A 21,245-nucleotide genomic window follows, 5' to 3' on the forward strand; every position below is an offset into this window, starting at 1 on the left:
CACTACGGTATAATTAATGTACCGTAGTGCAATATGAGTTACATGCGGTCCTTTGTTATACTCGTCAGGTCAATATTAACGGTGCGTTTCTGTCGACTTTAGGGCAGTATGTAACGGCGTAACAAGAGTTTAGCCCTGAAGTTTACGCTGTTTTGTCATTGGTAGTCTGACCGTTTTATACTGTCTGACGAAGGTTAACTGACCAGATGTTTCGCGGTGTGGGTGAGCATTATGGCTCACCGGCATCAGAACCCAAATATTACGCAGCTGTAGCGAATGAATACTGAAGCCACGCACGACAAAAATGAAGCACTATCCACAGGCGTTCGTCTGCGCAATGCCCGTGAACAACTCGGATTCAGCCAGCAGGCAGTCGCGGAACGACTTTGCCTGAAGGTTTCCACGGTACGCGATATTGAAGAAGATAAGGCACCAGCCGATCTCGCTTCAACATTCCTGCGTGGGTATATCCGTTCTTATGCGCGTCTGGTGCATATTCCTGAAGAAGAACTGTTGCCAGGGCTGGAAAAACAGGCTCCGATTCGCCCAGCTAAAGTGGCGCCAATGCAGAGCTTCTCGCTCGGTAAGCGACGTAAAAAACGCGATGGCTGGTTAATGACCTTCACCTGGCTGGTACTGTTTGTCGTAGTTGGACTCACTGGCGCCTGGTGGTGGCAGAACCATAAAGCGCAGCAGGAAGAGATCACCACGATGGCCGATCAATCCTCCGCTGAGCTGAACGCCGGCAAAGACAATGCACAGAGCGTACCGTTAGATACCAGTGCCGCGGCAAGCCAGGATACAACCCCGGCGCCGGAAGACGGTACGGTAGCTGACGCTACGCCAGCGCCTGACGCCGCCGCAACGTCTGCACCAGTCGCCGATGCTCAACAGAATGCGGTAATCGCACCGTCTCAGGCGAACGTCGACACCACAACGACTACACCAACCGCACCAGCTACCGCGGCACCGCTACCGACCGATCAGGCCGGTGTGACAACGCCTGCTGCCGATCCTAACGCGCTGGTGATGAATTTTACCGCCGACTGCTGGCTGGAAGTGACCGATGCGACCGGTAAAAAACTGTTCAGCGGGATGCAGCGTAAAGATGGCAATTTGAACCTTGCCGGTCAGGCGCCGTATAAACTGAAAATCGGCGCGCCAGCTGCAGTGCAGATTCAGTTCCAGGGTAAACCTGTCGATCTGAGTCGTTTTATCAGAACTAACCAGGTTGCGCGTCTGACCGTTAATGCCGAACAATCACCGGCTCAGTAACAGACGGCAATGCGGGAGATTTCTTAATGCATAACCAGGCTCCAATTCAACGTAGAAAATCGACACGCATTTACGTTGGGAACGTGCCGATTGGCGATGGCGCGCCCATTGCCGTACAATCAATGACCAATACGCGTACCACTGACGTGGAAGCGACGGTTAATCAGATCAAAGCGCTGGAACGCGTAGGCGCAGACATTGTTCGTGTCTCAGTACCGACAATGGATGCCGCAGAAGCGTTCAAGCTTATCAAACAGCAGGTTAATGTCCCGCTGGTTGCCGATATTCACTTCGATTACCGTATTGCGCTGAAAGTGGCGGAATACGGTGTCGATTGTTTGCGCATCAACCCAGGTAATATCGGCAGTGAAGATCGTATTCGCATGGTGGTTGACTGCGCGCGCGATAAAAACATTCCAATCCGCATCGGCGTGAACGGTGGATCGCTGGAAAAAGATCTGCAGGAAAAATACGGCGAACCGACGCCGCAGGCGTTGCTCGAATCAGCAATGCGCCACGTCGATCATTTGGATCGTCTGAACTTCGATCAGTTTAAAGTCAGCGTCAAAGCGTCTGACGTTTTTCTGGCCGTTGAATCCTATCGCCTGCTGGCGAAGCAAATCGATCAGCCGCTGCATCTGGGGATCACCGAAGCGGGTGGCCTGCGTAGCGGTTCCGTGAAGTCGGCGATCGGTCTGGGTCTGCTGCTCTCCGAAGGGATCGGCGATACGCTGCGCGTCTCGTTGGCTGCCGATCCGGTGGAAGAGATCAAGGTAGGGTTCGATATTTTGAAATCGCTGCGCATTCGCGCGCGCGGGATCAACTTTATTGCTTGTCCAACCTGTTCTCGTCAGGAGTTTGACGTCATTGGCACGGTGAACGCCCTGGAGCAGCGCCTGGAAGACATCATTACGCCAATGGACGTTTCAATCATCGGCTGTGTGGTGAATGGCCCGGGCGAAGCGCTGGTTTCTACGCTGGGTGTGACGGGCGGCAACAAGAAAAGCGGTCTGTATGAAGACGGCGTGCGTAAGGACAGACTCGACAACGACGACATGATTACGCAGCTTGAGGCCCGTATTCGCGCTAAGGCAAGTATTCTGGACGAAGCGCGTCGTATCGACGTGCAGCAGCTTGAAAAATAATAACGTGATGGGAAGCGGTGTGCTTCCCGTGTATGATTGAACCCGCATGGCGCCCGCATCGTTCGGGTTAGCGCTGAGGGTTCATTTTTATATCCATAAAGAGAATAAACGTGGCAAAAAACATTCAAGCCATTCGCGGCATGAACGATTATCTGCCTGGCGAAACCGCCATCTGGCAGCGCATTGAAGGCACTCTTAAAAACGTGCTCGGCAGCTACGGTTACAGTGAAATCCGCTTGCCGATTGTAGAGCAGACCCCGTTATTCAAACGCGCGATCGGTGAAGTCACCGACGTGGTTGAAAAAGAGATGTATACCTTTGAGGACCGCAATGGCGACAGCCTGACTCTGCGTCCTGAAGGGACGGCTGGCTGCGTACGCGCCGGTATCGAACATGGTCTCCTGTACAATCAGGAACAGCGTCTGTGGTATATCGGGCCGATGTTCCGCCACGAGCGCCCGCAAAAAGGTCGCTATCGTCAATTCCATCAGCTGGGTGTCGAAGTGTTTGGTCTGCAAGGCCCGGACATTGATGCTGAGCTGATTATGCTGACCGCCCGTTGGTGGCGCGCGCTGGGTATTTCAGAGCATGTCAGTCTTGAGCTGAACTCCATTGGTTCACTGGAAGCGCGTGCTAACTACCGCGATGCGCTGGTCGCGTATCTGGAACAGCATAAAGAGAAACTGGACGAAGACTGCAAGCGTCGCATGTATACCAACCCGCTGCGTGTACTTGACTCCAAAAATCCGGAAGTCCAGGTTCTGCTTAACGATGCGCCGCGGCTTGGCGACTACCTGGATGACGACTCACGCGAGCATTTCGCCGGTCTGTGCAAGCTGCTGGAATCAGCAGGTATTGCCTACACCGTTAACCAGCGCCTGGTTCGTGGTCTCGATTACTACAACCGTACCGTATTTGAGTGGGTCACCAGCAGTCTGGGCTCGCAGGGTACCGTGTGTGCGGGCGGTCGTTACGACGGTCTGGTAGAGCAGCTTGGCGGTCGTGCAACGCCTGCGGTTGGTTTCGCGATGGGCCTGGAACGACTTGTTTTGTTAGTTCAGGCAGTTAATCCGGAATTTATTGCCTCTCCCGTTGTCGATATATACCTGATCGCTTCAGGTGCGGATACGCAGTCGGCGGCAATGCGGCTTGCAGAACGTCTGCGCGATGAAGTACAGGGTGTGAAACTGATGACAAACCACGGTGGCGGCAACTTTAAGAAACAGTTTGCTCGCGCCGACAAGTGGGGCGCTCGCGTTGCACTGGTACTGGGTGAGTCCGAAGTGGCTGACGGTACTGTCGTAGTGAAGGATTTGCGCACTGGTGAGCAAACGGCAGTAGCGCAGGATAGCGTTGCCGCACATTTGCGCACGTTGACTTGCTAAGGAGAAGGACTGCGTGGAAATTTATGAAAACGAAAACGACCAGGTTGATGCGGTAAAACGCTTCTTTGCCGAGAATGGTAAAGCGCTGGTGGTTGGGGTGATTTTAGGGGTTGGTGCGCTGGTTGGCTGGCGTTACTGGACCAGTCATCAGACGGAGTCCGCACGCTCTGCTTCTCTGGCGTATCAAAATACGGTGACTGCGGTTAGCGCGGGCAAACAGGATAGCATTCCTGCAGCAGAGAAATTTGCACAAGAGAACAAAAATACCTACGGCGCGTTAGCTTCGATGGAACTGGCGCAGCAGTTTGTTGACCAAAACGAACTTGAGAAAGCCGCTACCCAGCTGCAACAAGGACTGGCGGCTACCAGCGATGAGAATCTCAAAGCGGTGATTAATCTGCGTCTTGCGCGTGTTCAGGTTCAGCTTAAGCAAGCGGATACCGCGCTGAAAACACTCGATACCATTAAAGGTGAAGGGTGGACGGCAATTGTCGCCGATCTGCGTGGCGAAGCGTTGCTGAGCAAAGGCGATAAACAAGGTGCGCGTAGCGCATGGGAAGCTGGCGTGAAAAGCGATGCCTCTCCTGCTCTGAGCGAAATGATGCAGATGAAAATCAATAATTTGTCCATCTGAGAGGGACCCGATGCAATTGCGTAAATTACTTCTGCCAGGGCTGCTTTCCGTTACCCTATTAAGCGGCTGTTCACTGTTTAGTGGCGAAGAAGATGTCGTTAAGATGTCCCCATTACCGGTGGTTGAAAACCAGTTTACTCCGTCCACTGAATGGAGCACGTCTGTAGGTAACGGTATTGGTGATTTCTATTCCAATCTTCATCCTGCACTGGCGGATAACGTTGTCTATGCTGCCTCGCGCGCGGGTGTGGTGAAAGCGTTGAATGCGGACGACGGCAAAGAAGTCTGGTCTGTTAATCTCGGTGAGAAAGACGGTTGGTTCTCTCGCGCTTCTGCACAGCTTTCTGGCGGTGTAACGGTTTCCGGTGGTCATGTTTATATCGGTAGTGAAAAAGCGCAGGTTTATGCGCTTAACACCAGTGACGGTACCATTGCATGGCAGACCCGAGTCGCCGGTGAAGCGCTGTCTCGCCCGGTGGTGAGCGATGGCGTGGTATTGATTCACACCAGCAACGGTCAGCTGCAGGCATTGAACGAAGCTGACGGTGCCGTCAAATGGACCGTCAACCTGGATATGCCATCGCTTTCTTTACGCGGTGAGTCTGCCCCGGCTAGCGCTTTCGGTGCCGCGATTGTTGGCGGTGATAACGGTCGCGTGAGCGCCGTGCTGATGCAACAGGGCCAGATGATTTGGCAGCAACGTATTTCTCAGGCGACTGGTCCAACTGAAATCGACCGTCTGAGTGATGTAGACACCACGCCGGTTATCGTTAATGGCGTTGTGTACGCCCTGGCTTATAATGGTAACCTGACGGCGCTGGATCTGCGCAGCGGCCAGATTATGTGGAAACGTGAACTTGGTTCGGTGAATGATTTCATCGTCGACGGCAATCGTATCTATCTGGTTGATCAGAATGACCGCGTGCTGGCGCTGACCACTGACGGCGGCGTAACGCTGTGGACGCAAAGCGATTTGCTGCACCGTCTGCTGACGTCTCCGGCGCTGTATAATGGCAACCTGGTTGTTGGTGATAGCGAAGGCTACCTGCACTGGATCAACGTTGATGATGGCCGCTTTGTGGCCCAGCAGAAAGTCGACAGCTCTGGTTTCCTGACCGAGCCGGTATCGGCTGATGGTAAACTGCTGATCCAGGCAAAAGACGGTACGCTGTACTCCATTACGCGTTAATCGTCCTGGCCGCTCGCTTTGAAAAACGGCTCCTGGTGCAGGGGCCGTTTTACTGTTTTTAACAATGGCGTAAAAATGCGTCCGTTGTCTGATGATTTTTTAAATGAGGCTTTAAACATGGTACCTGTGGTCGCGCTTGTCGGGCGCCCTAACGTTGGCAAATCCACGTTATTTAACCGTCTAACTCGCACCCGAGATGCGCTGGTTGCGGATTTCCCGGGTCTGACTCGTGACCGTAAGTACGGTCGTGCGGAGATTGAAGGCCGCGAGTTTATCTGTATTGATACCGGCGGTATTGATGGCACCGAAGATGGTGTTGAAACGCGCATGGCGGAACAGTCGCTGTTAGCCATCGAAGAAGCCGACGTTGTGCTGTTCATGGTGGATGCGCGTGCTGGCCTGATGCCGGCAGATGAAGCCATCGCCAAGCATCTGCGTTCACGCCAAAAACCAACTTTCCTGGTCGCCAACAAAACTGACGGGCTAGATCCGGATCAGGCGGTTGTTGATTTCTATTCGCTGGGCTTAGGTGAGATTCACCCGATCGCGGCGTCCCATGGTCGTGGCGTTCTCAGCCTGCTGGAGCATGTTCTTCTGCCGTGGATGGATGACGTTGCACCACAGGAAGAAGTGGATGAAGACGCAGAATACTGGGCGAAGCTGGAAGCCGAAGAAAACGGCGAAGAAGAGCCTGAAGACGACTTCAACCCGCAGGATTTGCCAATCAAACTGGCGATTGTCGGACGTCCGAACGTAGGTAAGTCCACACTCACTAACCGTATTCTTGGCGAAGACCGAGTGGTGGTTTACGACATGCCGGGAACCACGCGTGACAGTATTTATATCCCGATGGAACGCGATGGGCGCGAATACGTGCTGATCGACACGGCGGGCGTGCGTAAACGCGGCAAAATTACCGAAGCGGTAGAGAAGTTCTCTGTTATCAAGACGCTGCAGGCTATTGAAGACGCCAACGTGGTGATGCTGGTGATTGACGCGCGCGAAGGTATTTCCGATCAGGATCTGTCGCTGCTGGGCTTTATCCTCAATAGTGGGCGCTCACTTGTTATCGTGGTCAACAAGTGGGATGGCCTGACGCAGGAAGTGAAAGAGCAGGTCAAAGAGACGCTGGACTTCCGTCTGGGCTTTATTGATTTTGCGCGCGTACACTTTATCTCTGCGTTGCACGGTAGCGGCGTAGGCAATCTGTTTGAATCGGTGCGTGAAGCGTATGACAGCTCAACCCGCCGCGTCAGCACCGCGATGCTGACTCGCATCATGACCATGGCAACAGAAGATCACCAGCCGCCGCTGGTGCGCGGTCGTCGTGTGAAGCTGAAATATGCGCATGCCGGTGGCTACAACCCACCGATTGTGGTGATTCACGGCAACCAGGTCAAAGACCTGCCGGATTCTTACAAACGTTATCTGATGAACTACTTCCGTAAATCACTGGAAGTGATGGGAACGCCGATCCGTATTCAGTTCAAAGAAGGGGAAAACCCATTTGCGAACAAGCGCAATACGTTGACGCCGACGCAGATGCGTAAACGTAAGCGTCTGATTCAGCACATCAAAAAAAGTAAATAATTCATTTTGACTTCGATAGAAGCCCGCGCATGTCGCGGGCTTTTTTCACCTTTTTTATCGCAAGCGTCCGCCTGTTTGATGTCAATCACTATTCGTTTTTTGCCAAGTTTAAATCTAAGAAAGTAGACAATTGTCGAGTTTTCATCTTAAAGTCCCCCGGTTGGTACTAGACAAAACTACTGTCAGGTTATCAAATGGTTAAATAAATCTTCGCCGCATGTAAAAAATCGGCCAGCTACGTAACTGGTCGGCGTACATCGCGGTGTTTATAAGCACGACGACATATCTTTTCAGGAGAATTATGCAATCCTCTACTCAACCGCAAGAAAGCCGAACGTTCTTCGGCCATCCTTACCCGCTCGGCTCGCTGTTCTTCACAGAGATGTGGGAGCGTTTCTCGTTTTATGGCATTCGCCCGTTACTGATCCTGTTTATGGCGGCTACCGTTTATGACGGCGGCATGGGGCTGGCGCGTGAAAACGCCTCGGCGATTGTCGGTATCTTTGCCGGTACAATGTATCTTGCCGCGCTGCCGGGCGGCTGGCTGGCGGATAACTGGCTCGGCCAGCAGAGGGCGGTCTGGTATGGCTCCATTCTGATTGCGCTCGGCCACCTGTCGATTGCTCTCTCGGCCATCATGGGAGACAACCTGTTTTTTATCGGCCTGATGTTTATCGTGCTCGGTTCCGGTCTGTTTAAGACCTGTATCTCGGTGATGGTGGGTACGCTGTATAAAAAAGGCGATGCGCGTCGCGACGGCGGTTTCTCGCTGTTCTACATGGGCATCAATATGGGCTCCTTCATTGCGCCATTGATCTCCGGTTGGCTGATTAAAACCCACGGCTGGCACTGGGGTTTTGGTATCGGTGGTATCGGAATGCTGGTGGCGTTGCTTATCTTTCGTCTCTTTGCCGTTCCGGCAATGAAACGTTACGATAGCGAAGTGGGTCTGGACTCGACCTGGAACAGTCCGGTCGTGAAGCGTAACGGGGTGGGCGCATGGCTACTGGCGCTGGCGGTTGGTGTGGCGGTTATCGTTACGCTGATTGCGCAGGGTGTGATTGTGATTAATCCGGTCGCGGTTGCCAGCATGCTGGTGTACGTGATTGCCGCGTCAGTTGCGCTTTACTTTATCTATCTGTTTGTCTTTGCCGGTCTGAGCCGTAAAGAGCGCGCCAGACTGCTGGTTTGCTTTATCCTGCTGGTTTCCGCTGCGTTCTTCTGGTCTGCGTTTGAGCAGAAGCCTACTTCGTTCAACCTGTTCGCCAATGACTACACTAACCGTATGATCGGTGATTTTGAAATCCCGGCGGTGTGGTTCCAGTCGATCAACGCGCTGTTTATCATCTTGCTGGCCCCGGTATTCAGCTGGGCGTGGCCAAAACTGGCGAGCATGAACATTCGCCCAAGCAGTATCACCAAGTTTGTCATCGGCATTCTCTGCGCGGCGGCGGGCTTTGGCGTGATGATGCTGGCGGCGCAGGACGTGCTGGCAAATGGCGGCGCGGGCGTTTCTCCATTCTGGCTGGTGGGCAGTATCCTGATGCTTACGCTCGGCGAACTCTGTCTGAGCCCGATTGGCCTTGCGACCATGACGCTGCTGGCGCCGGAAAGAATGCGTGGACAGATGATGGGGCTGTGGTTCTGCGCCAGTGCGCTGGGTAACCTGGCCGCGGGTCTGATTGGTGGCCATGTGAAGGCTGACCAACTGGATATGCTGCCAGATCTCTTCGCACGCTGTTCTATTGCGCTGCTGATCTGCGCCGCAGTACTGATCGTCCTCATTGTGCCGATTCGTCGCATGCTGGAAAATACGCAAACTAAACCGGTGACCAGCGCCTGATAACACCTCGATTTTGCCGGGGCAGACGTTATGCCCCGGCCATTTAATTTTCGAGGTAAGAACATGCTGTTTGGGTTTGTTGGACTTGGCGCAGTCGTTGAAACGGCATACTTGCCTGCATTACGTAACAGGTTCGGTGATTCACTCTGCTGCGTGGGATTTGACGTTCAATCCACAAAACAGCCAGCAGGCGTGACGCGTTGTACATCGCTCGAAGCGCTGCTTGCTCAGCCTCTGGATACCTTGTTTATCACGACCACGTCCCTGCATCACCTTGAGGTGCTTGAACAAGCCCTGGCCTCTCCCATCGCTCATATCGTGGTTGAAAAACCTATTGTTGCCACGCTCGCCCAAATTGAAATACTGAAAACGCTTTTGGCCCAGCCAGGCGCAGCCGATCGTGTGCTGGCGCTCGACCACTGGATGGCGCGCATTGAAACGGTGACACGAGGGTTGGTCAGCACTTTTGCCGAGATTGTGAAAATCGAAGGTTTCTTGCAGGAACCAAGTGGGTTTAACGCCGCAGGGGAGCCGATAGCACTTAACTTTGCCACCGGTGAACCGGACACGCGTGAACTTCGCCACCCGGATGGCGTGATTCTGGATATCGGTACGCACGTGTTGGCAATGCTTAGGGAAACGGTACGGTATCTGGGAGGGAATAATGAGATGGTGCTGCGGGTGGTGAGTGCGAAAGACCGTCTGGGGCGTGATATCCCCCTGAATGACCTGACTACGGCAGAAGGCGAGGCGCATCTGCAAGGGCAGATAAGCGGTATTCCACTGGATATCTGGCTCAACAAATACGCGGGACCTGCTGGCGGACAAAAAGGTCTGCGGATTTATCTTCGCGACGGAAGTATCATCAGCCATGACCGATGCGGTGCGGTAGATGTGCTGGAAGTGATTGATGGTGAGGTGGTGCAACGCTGGAGCATTACCGGTACGATTTACGCCCATTGTCTTGCTGAGCAAATTCTGGGAGCGCAAAGTTTGTTTGAACGTTGTCCGCAGGAAGTGAGCCAAACGACACTGCGCAGGCTGGAAGAAGTGGAGTGCCTGTTAACATTACAGCAGCAGTTACGTGGGCCACATTAAGCGCATAGTGTTAAAATAAAAGCAGCAATACATTTTCTGTACGAGGACACGATATGTCGATTACCTGCCCGGATTGTCATGCTGAGCTGGAGCCACAAAATGGTGTGGCGCACTGCGAGCATTGTCACAAAGATATTCAACTGGATGCACGTTGTCCGGAATGCCATCTGCCACTGCAAGTATTAAAAGCCTGCGGCGCAGTGGATTATTTCTGTCAGAACGGCCATGGCCTTATCTCGAAAAAATGCGTGGAATATAATGTTGTAATATAAAATATATTATAGCCAACAAATGATTTTTGCTGGTTAATATATTCAATGAATATCAGCCAGCTTTAACTATTATTATCGCAAATATTTTGTCTTTTTTTATAATTTGGCTGATTTTTTAGGATTATATTTAGGTTGTAAAGGCATTCATTAGGGTGAATCATAAATATAATGTTCCTGTTGTACAGCAACTTTGTTAATACAGGAACATGTTATGGCCCGAAGGGCGCGCTTTGTTATCTTGCTTGTGTTATTCGTTTCTGGCGCAGTTATTGCCGGGGACAATATTGTTGCGTCTGCAGCAACCAATAACATAAGCGAGTCTACGTTGCCCGATCTCGGCAGTGAGTCGGTACAAAAAGAACAGCATAATAACGAAGATCAATCCATTAAAGAGAAAGGTGCCGACTATTTTATTAACTCTGCGACACAAGGCTTTGAAAACCTGACGCCTGACGCGTTGAAATCACAGGCGCAAAGCTATTTGCAAAATCAAATTACCTCCTCCACGCAATCGTATATAGAAGGATTAGTGTCACCGTACGGAAAAGTACGGACCAGTTTATCTGTTGGCGAAGGTGGCGATCTTGATGGTAGCTCTCTCGACTATTTTGTTCCTTTATACGACAAACAAAATACATTGATTTTTAGCCAAATCTCCGCGCAGCGTAAAGAGGAGCGGACCATTGGAAATATCGGTTTTGGCTTGCGTCAAAATGTGGGGGATTGGTTACTCGGCGGCAACGCTTTTTATGACTACGATTTTACCCGTGGGCACCGTCGCTTAGGTTTGGGCACTGAGGCATGGACAGATTATCTGAAGCTCTCTGGCAACTATTACCATCCACTTTCCGACTGGAAAGAGTCTGAGGATTTTGAGTTTTATGAAGAACGCCCCGCTCGGGGATGGGATATTCGGGCTGAAAGCTGGCTGCCATTTTATCCACAGATCGGTGGAAAATTAGTCTACGAGCAGTACTATGGCGATGAAGTGGCGTTATTTGGTACCGACAATTTACAAAAAAATCCTCATGCGGTGACCATTGGTCTCAATTACACGCCTGTGCCGATGGTCACGATGGGGGCAGATTACAAAGCCGGTACCGGAGATAATGCCGACCTTAGCATCAACGCAACCGTCACCTATCAGTTAGGTACACCCCTGGCGGCTCAGCTTGATCCGGAAAACGTAAAAATTCAGCACTCTTTAATGGGCAGTCGTACCGATTTTGTCGAGCGTAATAATTTTATCGTTCTTGAATACCGTGAAAAAGATCCCCTTGATGTTGCATTATGGCTCAAAGCCGATGCGACCAATGTCCATCCTGAATGCGTAATTGAAGACACGCCTGAGTCTGCGGTAGGGCTGGAGAAATGTAAGTGGACGATCAATGCGCTTGTCTCTCATCACTACAAAATCATCTCCGCCTCCTGGCAGGCAAAAAATAATGCCAATCGCACATTAGTGATGCCAGTGGTAAAAGCTGATGCCCTCACTGAAGGGAATAATAATCGCTGGAATCTGGTCCTCCCTGCGTGGGTCAATGCGGATACAGAAGCACAGCGTACAGAGTTAAATACCTGGAAAGTGCGCATGACCCTGGAAGATGAAAAGGGGAATAAGCAAAACTCGGGTGCTGTGGAAATTACCGTCCAACAAGATCGTAAAATCGAATTGATTGTCGATAACGTCGCCGACGCCGATCGTACCGATCATAGCCATGAGGCCAGCGCTTTGGCGGATGGAGTCGATGGTGTTGTGATGGATGTACTGCTTACCGATTCATTTGGGGATGCGACCGATCGTAACGGCAATGAGCTGGTAGATGAGGCTATGGCGCCTGAACTCTATGACAGCAATGACAAAAAGGTGACGCTTTCTTCCACCGCTTGTACCGCCGAATTGCCCTGCGTCTTCATTGCCAGCCGTGACAAAAAGGCGGGAACCGTCACGCTCTCCAGTACGCTTCCTGGTACGTTTCGCTGGAAAGCGAAGGAAGACGCCTACGGCGACAGTAACTATGTTGACGTGACGTTTACCGGTGATGCGCTTGATGCGTTGAATGCGCTCATTTATCAAATGAAAACATCTTCTCCCGTTAATTTGATCGGCAAACAAGATAGGCATCCTGTCGTCAGTAATACCTATCGATTTGTACTGTGGCGTGATGCCAATAAAGACGGCGTTTTCCAAATGTCAGAACAACTGGCAGAAGATGAAATGGCGCTTTATGACTATCAGTGGGAATTTACCGGGCAAAGCGTGACGGGAAATACCGGAGCACAAGCCAATACCCGCAATGAAGATCTGGTGTTGCCAGCAACGAATAGAGAGGCTGCGCAAAAATTCGCGGCTCATGAGCAGGATGGTATTCAGGGCTATGGCATACGCGTGGTGTATAGCCAGAAATAGTGTCAGCGTGGTGGCTGACCAGCCAGTCGCTGAATGTTGAAGAAAAAGGAGAATCTTAATGCAATCAGTATTAAAACGGCGACTGACGAAGGTCGCACTGGCATTGGCTGTGGCAGGGTATTGTGCTGTGCCTGCGGTCGCAGCTAATGGGAATCTGAAAGCCGGTCAGTGGCAAAGCGCGACAGAAAGTACCGATACTATTCAAGGGACTATCCCGTGGATTACGCGGGCTGCGGATAAAACGGCGGAAACGGATAAAGCACATGTCACGGTGACAATTGACCGCGGTAGTCGAACCGTGGCGACTGAAGGTGACCGGCAGTTTCACGCGGGCGACAAAGTGACAGTCAACTGGGCTATCGGCGATACGGAAGGTGACCTGGATGCGGATAACACGGCGACCAAAGCGACAGTGCAGTGGATGAGCTATAGCGATCAGAATGGCGGCGATGCAAAAGAGGTAGGTACAAAAGGCAGCGACACCTATGAAATTCAGGCTACGGATGCCGATCGTTACATCGGTATTAAGATTACGCCGACCACAACCACCGGCGATCCAAATGTTGCTACGGAATTGCTGCTAAACGATCTGTCGACCAACGCTGGCGGTGGTTCTGACGATGATGACATTCCGGAAGGTCCGGTGGTCGATGAAAACGTCCATGTCGTTATCTACGAGGCGGGTTCAACAACCAACCTGCTGGGTACGAGCACCAAACTTAAAACCAACGCCACCTATAAAGTGCTGCTGTGGAAAGATAAAAACGCCAGTGGTACTTACGATGCAGGTGAAGAGGTTACCAGCGAATACAACTACCGCTGGAAATTCACCGGTAACAGTCTGCAGTTGGGCACTATGGGTGGGATTGTCAACGCTACCTACAACAATAGCGATCTGGTTATTCCGCTTACCAATGCCGAAGCGAAGGCTGCCTTCGATTATGCCGATGGCGTTACCCTCGGCAACGATGGCGTCCAGGGATATGGCTTGTCTATCGACTATCAACGCAAATAAAACCGTGCAAGACCGCTTCCTTCGGGGAGCGGTTTTTCCGCTCGCTTTGCTTAACTCTGGGTTAAGCAAAGTGTGTTGAAACGCGACCACAGAATAAATGGGGAGCGACTGCTCATGGATGGGGGAACTGGCAGGTGAATAAAGTTTATCGCTCTTTACTGGCGCTAGCTCTGTTAATGGGTGCAGTGCCGGTACTTTCTGCATTGAAAAGTGGGGCATGGCAGGAATTGGGCTTAGCGACGGACGCGATAAACGGCACCCCGCCGGTGGCGGACAGCGCATATGTTCCGGTTTATCAGGGCAGCGTTGTGCTCACTCCCGGTGAAGCGCACGCCGTTGCATTCAGCGCGATGCCGCGCGATTTCAGCGTTGATGATTCCGCCAGCGCACTGCAACTGACTAACCCGCTCGATACTGAGGGCGATTTTTTCGCCATACCGCCGCTGCGCTGGGAAAGTGAACAGGCACCCGCTATCAGTTTAGTCTGGGCAGATGCCGCCACACCGGATGAACCGCTTAACCCACAGCCGGTCGCCAATAAAACGTTCTGTGTGCAGAATATGTCCGGCGGGCATTACGTCGTCTGGCCACAGCTTGAAGATAGCAGCATGCTGCCCGCGCTTTACCTCACCACTTCGACGGGAACACCGAACAGCAATACGGTTGCCTTAACAGAACAAAAAGTAGCGATTGACGTTGCCGCCGCCGTGGGTGAACCGCTTTCCGTGAGCGCCAGCAACATGGATGAGACGCTCCGGGCAGCAAAAGTAAAAGTGGGCGAGAGCATCACGCTGACCGTTACCACCCGCGATTGCGCCGGTAACGTAGTGGGCAACACCGCATTTATTATTACCCGCAGCGATGCGCTTAACCGCCAGGGCGTAGTTAACAATACGGCACCGGTACACGTCGGTGATACGGAACTGACCACCATGGCGACGGAATACCACGGCGTTACGGGCGCTGATGGCAAAGCGACGGTGACCATCACCCAGGCAAATGGTCCCGGCGTGAAAACCACGTTGACGGTGATGCCGGTAAACAATACGGCGCTAAAAGACAGCGTCGATGTCATTTTCAGCACCCTTACCAGCCCGGACAGCGACAAAGCGGCGATGTGGGGGCATATGGAAGAAAGCTCCACGGCAAACATCGATGGCGTAACCTATACCTTCACGCGTCCAAAACTGGCGGCGGAAACCAGTGGTACCAGTGGCACATTTGTTGCCAGCAATGAAAGTTGGGCGCAGTTTACCTGGAATGGCGCAGATAACCACTGCGCTATTTTGCCTGATGCTGAACAGCTGGTGGCGCTGCGGAGCGCGCATAATATTGCGCAGACCTACCCCGGCTGGCCGATTGATACCTACTGGTCGTCCACGAAAGATCAGCTCGATATTTATCACTATGCCGCCAATATGGACAGTGGCGTGGTGATACGAGAAAGCAATAGCACGGCTTTACTGGTGAGCTGCGTGGATAAAGCACTGCCTTTAGCGTATCCACAAATCACGCTTTCTCCCGATGCGCCATACAAGGCGGAAGTCGGCGAGATGATTGATGTGGTAGCCAGCGTGGTTGACCGGAACACCAATAAACCGTTGCCTTATCGCTATCTTGAACTGTTTGTCGACCCCGCCTCTAACCGTAAAGGGGAGCATAAAGATGAATGGGATAATCAGCGGGTCGTTGTCCGTAGCGATGATATGCGAGCATCGTCCCCGGAACACTATACCGGAGTAACGGACGCGAACGGTCAGGTACATTTGTCGTTAAGCCACGACAGCGGTGTGGGGGTGGAAACGCCAATCCGTATTGTGATGCCGGATGATGAAGGCGCAAGCATCACGCTTCCCTTTAATGTGATTTTTACGGTGATAACCAGCCCGGACGTCGACGGAGCTAATATGTATGGCCATATGCAACGGGGCATTGTGGAGAAGGGGAATCTCTATAAGCGTCCGTTACTGGCGTCCGAAGCAAGTCATAAAACCGGTCAGCAAAGTGAAAATAGCGAAGAATGGGCTACCTTTGATTCCCTTACTGCGGCTACCAGCCAGTGTGGAACAGGACAAGTGCCTGACACCGGCACACTTGGGGGGCTCTACAGCGCGCACCCTGATAATCAGCTCCTGACCGAATACGGCTGGCCGACGGCATCGGGTACGTATATTGCCGATGATGCCGCGCAGATGGCGTATTTCGATCTGGGCGATGGCAGTAAAGGTATCGGTGGAGCGACACACTATCTGGCCTGTTCTGCCAATGAAATGGTGGCTCAACTGAGCGTCTATTTCAATGACGATGTTTCGTTGCGCACGCCCGTCGCCAAAGTAGGCGAGCAAATCAAAATGAACGTCCATTCACAAAATGCACTGAATGGAACGACGATAGCGAATGTGAAGTTTTCAGTCACCATGGCGCTCGGCAAAAATCGAAGTGGGATGACCACCGGTTTTACCGACCCAAGTCAGGGCGAATTGCTGTTTGACAGCGTTGCCTATGGCGCGGGGGCGTCGTCAATGATGTATGAGGGGACGACGGATGCTAACGGTGATGCGCAAATCATTCTTGAACAACCGCGCGGCGTGGGCCTGCTTACTCAGTTGAACGTGGCTCCGGCTAACTCACTGCTCAATACGCCTATCTCCCGTAGCGTCAAATTTACTGTCCCAACCAGCCCGGATACGCCAAGCGCCAATATGTGGGGGCATATGGCGGACGTCGTAACGGTAGATAATCTCTCGTTTGAACGACCTAAACTGGCGGCAGAGGTGGGGGCTACCCGAACCCAGGGGGAAGCGAATGAAACCTGGGCCCGCGTAATGCATACCGATGCGCAGGGAAACACCGACGCCGGGGGATGTGCGCTTAATCGCCTGCCGCGTATCGATCAACTTACCGCACTGTACAGCGCCAATAGCGGCGGCACGATGCATACCGATGCCGGGTGGCCGATAAATCTTAATTACTGGTCGGCAACGTATGCCAGCCAGGCAAGCTGGCAGCAGATATCGTTGACCAGCGGCGACAAAGCGGTCGGTGGCGACGTTTCGGATTACGTCAGTTGCCTGACCAGCGATAATCCGGTGGCGGCGTCCATCACCATTGAACCGGTGGACGCGTCGCAGTGGTATGACAATAACGTTAATCGCGTGCATGCGGTGAAGGTGAAGAAAGGCGAGACGCTACAACTGAAGGTCACGGTGAAAGACGCCAGCGGTAACCCGGTATCGGATGCGGCGTTTGTGCTGAGCCGTGGCGATGGTTACACCCGAAGTAATGTGAAACATGCCGCTGGCAGTGGTGACAGTATTGTGTCGCCGGTGGTCATTGACGGCGAATCTGTTAACGACACGGCGACGAAAATTGGCGGCCTGACGGGCGTGGACGGTAGCAAAATTATTAATGTGACCCGCCCGGATACGCACGGCACTAAAGTGGCGATAACGGCGGCGCTGTATGGCAATGACAGCGTGAGTGCCAGTCTTGATACCATCTTTACGGTGGTTACCAGCCCCGACTCGGATAAGGCGGCTCTGTGGGGACATATGGCGGACACGCTGACGGCGGCAGACGGCACGATCTACCACCGGCCGCTGCTGTACGCGGAGCTGAGTAATACCCTCAGTGTGGTGAGTTATACGGAAGATAACGAGGCATGGACCCGGTTTTACGGACCCGATGGTCGCAAGAACAATGCGGAGATGTGCGCCGCCGGATATTACCCTGCCATTGACGGCCTGGACGCGCTTTATCGCCAATACCCGGACAGACGCATCAAGACGGCGCAGGGCTGGCCGATAGACTACTCCTACTGGAGTGGCAGCTATGCGAGTCAGTTTTCTTCTGAAGCGCCCATCAATTTTTATGTCGTCGATCTGGATGATGGCAGCCATCATTCTGTGTCGGCAAAGGATGCCAGCGCCATGCAGTACCAGATTTGTACGAGTACGGAAGCTGCACTGGCAACGACGATTGCGCTGACCTCGACGATGGCAATGGATGAAACCGCGCAGGCGGTGAAAGTGAAGACGGGTGAAAGAGTGCCGTTAACGATCACCACCAAGGATGCTGCGGGTAACCCGGTCGGGAACACGGCGTTTACGTTGACGCGAGATCAAGGCTCCAGACGCGGTAACAACGCCATTAGTTCCTGGCCAATACCCGTCATGCAGCTGGTACTGGCCGGACAGGCGTCGCAGGACTGGCTTTATAACGGTACCTATTATGGCGTCACGGGATCGGACGGTACGCTGTCCTTTGATCTGGGTGAAGATACTGGGCCGGGGTTGAAGACGGTGCTGAACGCCAGCTTGTATAAAACCCCTGCGGCAACCTCGTTGCTGTCGACAGTGTTTACCGTGCTCACCAGTCCTGACAGCAACAAATCCCAGATGTGGGGGCATATGCCGGAGACCTTCACCGCCAGCAACGGCGCGGAATTTATGCGCCCAAGGCTGATGCCTGAGCTGGATTCAGAAACGGATACGGCGGGGCTCATTCAAAATAATGAAATGTGGTACACGGTGAAAAATGTAAATAGCGGGCGCGGGGCCTGTACGATGAGCCAAATGCCGACGGCGGCCGATTTAACGTCGCTGTATAACGATCACCCGGATGGCGCATTAATCGCTGATTACGGTCTCCCGATGATCGTGTCGTATGGGTGGTGGGCGGGTAATAAGACGCTAAGCGGCCAATCGTTATTATATCAATACATTAATTTTCAAAACGGTATCATGAAAACAACGACATCTTCGTCCCCGACCAACGTAGCGCAGATGTGTCTGACGGCAAAACGTGAGTATGTCATTACGCTTGACTCCTCCACATCATGGAATGAGAAGTACGCGAGCTTCATGGCGAAGAAAGGCGAAACGATACCGGTGACGGTTACTGTAACCAATGCCACTGGCGTCCCACAGGCAAATACCACAGTAGTACTGAATCGTTCTGCATCGACCACACGTGCTAATACGGCGATAACGAGCACTGCGGCTTATATGACGTTGACGCCCGTTGCGCCTGCAGGGAGCGCGACGAGTTTCAATACCAGTTCGTCGAAATGGTATGGGGTGACGGATGCTGACGGTAAGGTGCAATTGACGTTAGCTCAGAACAATTCGAGCGGTCTGAAAACGACGGTAACCGCCTCGGTGGAGGGGGACAGTTTAGCCAAGGTCAGCAAAGATATGATCTTTACCGTTATCACCAGTCCGGACAGCGATAAGGCCACCATGTGGGGTCATATGCCGGAAACGGTGACCAATAGCGCAGGCGTTACATTCCATCGCCCTTATCTGGCGGCGGAGACGTCGGACTATACTTCCAGCGTGACCAGCAGCAATGAACTCTGGCCGCGGAGAGCGAGATCCTCCACGCTGACGGCAGGGACGTCCGATTGCGATGAGGCGTACCAGCCTTTATTAAGCGATCTGCAAACATTGTATGCAGATAATCCCAGCGGAGCGTTGTTTGAACGTTATGGTTGGCCAGTGAAAGAAAAATGGTACTGGTTTGCGGTAGATCGCGCGGCGAATACCGGGAACTATCAGTCTGTGCGGCTGGATTCGGGCGACGTTGCGTCAAACGGTACGGTGTATACCGCGGGGGCGCAGGTTTGCCTGGTCGACCCTCATCCCGCGTTGCCCGCGACGATTGAACTGACTTCCACTATTGCCATCGACACGGCAAGTGATGCCTTGAAGGTGAAAAAAGGCGAAGAGATTCCGCTGACTATCATTATAAAAGATAGCAACGGTAATCCGGCTGCAAATAAAGCATTTACGATTTCGCGCGGTCAAGGCTTTTCTCGCCGAGGGAATTCGAATACCAGCGGGAACGGCGGTGCGACGGACGATCTTACGCTTGAGCAACTGACGCCAACGGCGACAACGGCGCTACTGAAGGATTATCTCGCTGTTTATCACGGCGTGACCGGTGCGGATGGTAAGGCGACGTTTAGCCTGCGCCAGGACACTGCCCTGGGGCTGAAAACGGCGATCTCGGCGAAGATGGACGATTATCCTAATTTGACCTCTTCGCTTAACGTGATCTTTACCGTGATTTCCAGCCCGGATAGCGACAAGGCCGAATACTGGGGGCATATGCCGGAAACGGTGACCAGCAGCGACGGCGTGGTATTTAAGCGGCCACTGCTGGCGGCTGAGGCGCCGTCGAAAGACAACACTTCAGGCGCTTACAATGGCAATGAGATTTGGCCGATATTTAATCATAATGGCTCAGGGCTGGCGAGCAAATCGGGCTGCCCTGATAACAACCAGCCGACATTGAGCGAGATGCAAAAACTCTACAGTGATTATCCTGATGGTCAATTGGGAGAACAGTATGGCTGGCCTGTCGTAAATTTTACCTGGTGGGTTCTCGACAGAGCGGGTCTGTCTTACCAGAGTATAGACCTTCAAAAAGGTAATATTCACGTGAAGGGTTCCTCTGGCGATGATCGGACAGATCAGACGCTGGTTTGCCTGGTAAATCAGCGGGCACCCGTCGCGGCGATTACGCTAACTTCATCGGCGATGGACGTGGATAAACAGGCGGCAGTGGCCAAAAAGGATGAATCGCTTCCTATGACCGTCACAGTGAAAGACAGCGCGGGTAATCCAGTGATGAGCCAGGAATTTACGCTGTCGCGCGGTGACGCGCTGTCGCGTGCTGGCGATGTCGTCACGTTGTACGGTCGAGATGACCTCAGATTACAGCAGATATCGCCTTTCTCAGAAACTCTTTCGATGACCACTAACACTGTTGTCTTTCACGGCGTCACCGGCCCTGACGGTACGGCGACGTTCGAGCTGCGCCAGGACCAGAGTGTCGGGTTGAAAACCATGCTAACGGCGACGCTATCGAGTGATACGACAATCCACTCCACGCTGGGTGCTATTTTCACCATACTGACTAGCCCGGATACGGATAAGGCGATTTACTGGGGACACATGGCGGAGACGGCCGCGGTAGAGGGTAAAACTCTCCATCGGCCGTTATTGCTGGCGGAGTTGCCATCGGGTGCAACGGCTGTAGGGCATATAGGCATTAGCGGCGAAACATGGGCGTTGGCTCATACAATCGATGCCGCCGGATGGGATCTTGCCGCCCAGTGCGGCAGCCTGCTGAAGGCGCCAACCTATGATGAGCTGAATGAACTGCATGCCGTACCATTTAGCGCATTGGGCTGGCCGGCGTCGCCGTCTTTTCCGTATCTTTCGCGTAGCCCGGCAAGCGGCGATCTCTACTGCGGGGTTGAAGAAGCAAGCGGCAACATGAACTGCGGAATACACAAATCCAGTACGGCAGGTTTTGCGACCTGCCTGCCGTGAGGTGTGGGTTAGCGGGTACGATTTTTAGCGCTGCGCCAGGCGACAGCGG

Annotated in this window: 12 protein-coding genes; all 12 read left to right on the forward strand. The window is 52.9% G+C overall.

What is annotated here, in order from left to right; genetic code table 11:
• Nucleotides 1-276: 276 nt before the first annotated feature.
• The 12 genes from rodZ (at nucleotide 277) to JQ822_RS11835 (ending at nucleotide 21,196) form a co-directional block, all read left to right on the forward strand.
• Nucleotides 277-1,275 carry a cytoskeleton protein RodZ gene (rodZ, locus tag JQ822_RS11780; protein WP_213133617.1) on the forward strand — a complete coding sequence of 333 codons (999 nt, stop codon included), beginning with the start codon at nucleotides 277-279 and terminating at the stop codon, nucleotides 1,273-1,275.
• 26 nt (nucleotides 1,276-1,301) lie between these two features.
• Nucleotides 1,302-2,420 (forward strand): flavodoxin-dependent (E)-4-hydroxy-3-methylbut-2-enyl-diphosphate synthase, encoded by a 1,119-nt coding sequence (gene ispG / locus JQ822_RS11785; protein ID WP_213133618.1) that lies wholly within the window; start codon nucleotides 1,302-1,304, stop codon nucleotides 2,418-2,420.
• Nucleotides 2,421-2,530: 110 nt separating this feature from the next.
• On the forward strand, nucleotides 2,531-3,805 hold the full coding sequence (gene hisS, locus JQ822_RS11790; protein ID WP_213133619.1) for a histidine--tRNA ligase: 1,275 nt from the start codon (nucleotides 2,531-2,533) through the stop codon (nucleotides 3,803-3,805).
• A 13-nt stretch (nucleotides 3,806-3,818) separates the two neighbouring features.
• Nucleotides 3,819-4,439 (forward strand): YfgM family protein, encoded by a 621-nt coding sequence (locus tag JQ822_RS11795; protein ID WP_213133620.1) that lies wholly within the window; start codon nucleotides 3,819-3,821, stop codon nucleotides 4,437-4,439.
• Nucleotides 4,440-4,449: 10 nt separating this feature from the next.
• The gene (gene bamB, locus JQ822_RS11800) at nucleotides 4,450-5,628 is read left to right on the forward strand and encodes an outer membrane protein assembly factor BamB (RefSeq protein WP_213133621.1); all 1,179 of its coding nucleotides are present in this window, start codon (nucleotides 4,450-4,452) and stop codon (nucleotides 5,626-5,628) included.
• 117 nt (nucleotides 5,629-5,745) lie between these two features.
• Nucleotides 5,746-7,218, forward strand: a complete 1,473-nt coding sequence (der, locus tag JQ822_RS11805; RefSeq protein WP_213133622.1) for a ribosome biogenesis GTPase Der — start codon at nucleotides 5,746-5,748, stop codon at nucleotides 7,216-7,218.
• A gap of 301 nt (nucleotides 7,219-7,519) precedes the next feature.
• On the forward strand, nucleotides 7,520-9,061 hold the full coding sequence (locus JQ822_RS11810) for a peptide MFS transporter (RefSeq protein ID WP_213133623.1): 1,542 nt from the start codon (nucleotides 7,520-7,522) through the stop codon (nucleotides 9,059-9,061).
• 63 nt (nucleotides 9,062-9,124) lie between these two features.
• Nucleotides 9,125-10,159, forward strand: a complete 1,035-nt coding sequence (locus JQ822_RS11815) for a Gfo/Idh/MocA family oxidoreductase (protein WP_213133624.1) — start codon at nucleotides 9,125-9,127, stop codon at nucleotides 10,157-10,159.
• Between the two features lie 53 nt (nucleotides 10,160-10,212).
• Nucleotides 10,213-10,431: a zinc ribbon domain-containing protein gene (locus JQ822_RS11820; RefSeq protein ID WP_213133625.1), complete on the forward strand. Its 219-nt coding sequence runs from the start codon at nucleotides 10,213-10,215 to the stop codon at nucleotides 10,429-10,431.
• Between the two features lie 211 nt (nucleotides 10,432-10,642).
• Entirely contained in the window at nucleotides 10,643-12,841 is a 2,199-nt protein-coding gene (gene sinH, locus JQ822_RS11825; RefSeq protein WP_213134070.1) for an intimin-like inverse autotransporter SinH, read from the forward strand.
• A 58-nt stretch (nucleotides 12,842-12,899) separates the two neighbouring features.
• On the forward strand, nucleotides 12,900-13,856 hold the full coding sequence (locus JQ822_RS11830) for a SinI family autotransporter-associated protein (protein WP_213133626.1): 957 nt from the start codon (nucleotides 12,900-12,902) through the stop codon (nucleotides 13,854-13,856).
• 134 nt (nucleotides 13,857-13,990) lie between these two features.
• Entirely contained in the window at nucleotides 13,991-21,196 is a 7,206-nt protein-coding gene (locus JQ822_RS11835) for an adhesion domain-containing protein (protein ID WP_342344241.1), read from the forward strand.
• Nucleotides 21,197-21,245: the final 49 nt, after the last annotated feature.

The sequence above is a fragment of the Citrobacter sp. FP75 genome, from assembly GCF_018342065.1.
Taxonomy (GTDB): domain Bacteria; phylum Pseudomonadota; class Gammaproteobacteria; order Enterobacterales; family Enterobacteriaceae; genus Citrobacter.

Bases quoted from the DNA above. Each gene is read 5' to 3' on its own strand.
- JQ822_RS11810 (WP_213133623.1), top strand. From the start codon at position 7,520: ATGCAATCCTCTACTCAACCGCAAGAAAGCCGAACGTTCTTCGGCCAT.
- JQ822_RS11815 (WP_213133624.1), top strand. From the start codon at position 9,125: ATGCTGTTTGGGTTTGTTGGACTTGGCGCAGTCGTTGAAACGGCATAC.
- JQ822_RS11830 (WP_213133626.1), top strand. From the start codon at position 12,900: ATGCAATCAGTATTAAAACGGCGACTGACGAAGGTCGCACTGGCATTG.
- ispG (WP_213133618.1), top strand. From the start codon at position 1,302: ATGCATAACCAGGCTCCAATTCAACGTAGAAAATCGACACGCATTTAC.
- JQ822_RS11820 (WP_213133625.1), top strand. From the start codon at position 10,213: ATGTCGATTACCTGCCCGGATTGTCATGCTGAGCTGGAGCCACAAAAT.
- sinH (WP_213134070.1), top strand. From the start codon at position 10,643: ATGGCCCGAAGGGCGCGCTTTGTTATCTTGCTTGTGTTATTCGTTTCT.
- bamB (WP_213133621.1), top strand. From the start codon at position 4,450: ATGCAATTGCGTAAATTACTTCTGCCAGGGCTGCTTTCCGTTACCCTA.
- rodZ (WP_213133617.1), top strand. From the start codon at position 277: ATGAATACTGAAGCCACGCACGACAAAAATGAAGCACTATCCACAGGC.
- der (WP_213133622.1), top strand. From the start codon at position 5,746: ATGGTACCTGTGGTCGCGCTTGTCGGGCGCCCTAACGTTGGCAAATCC.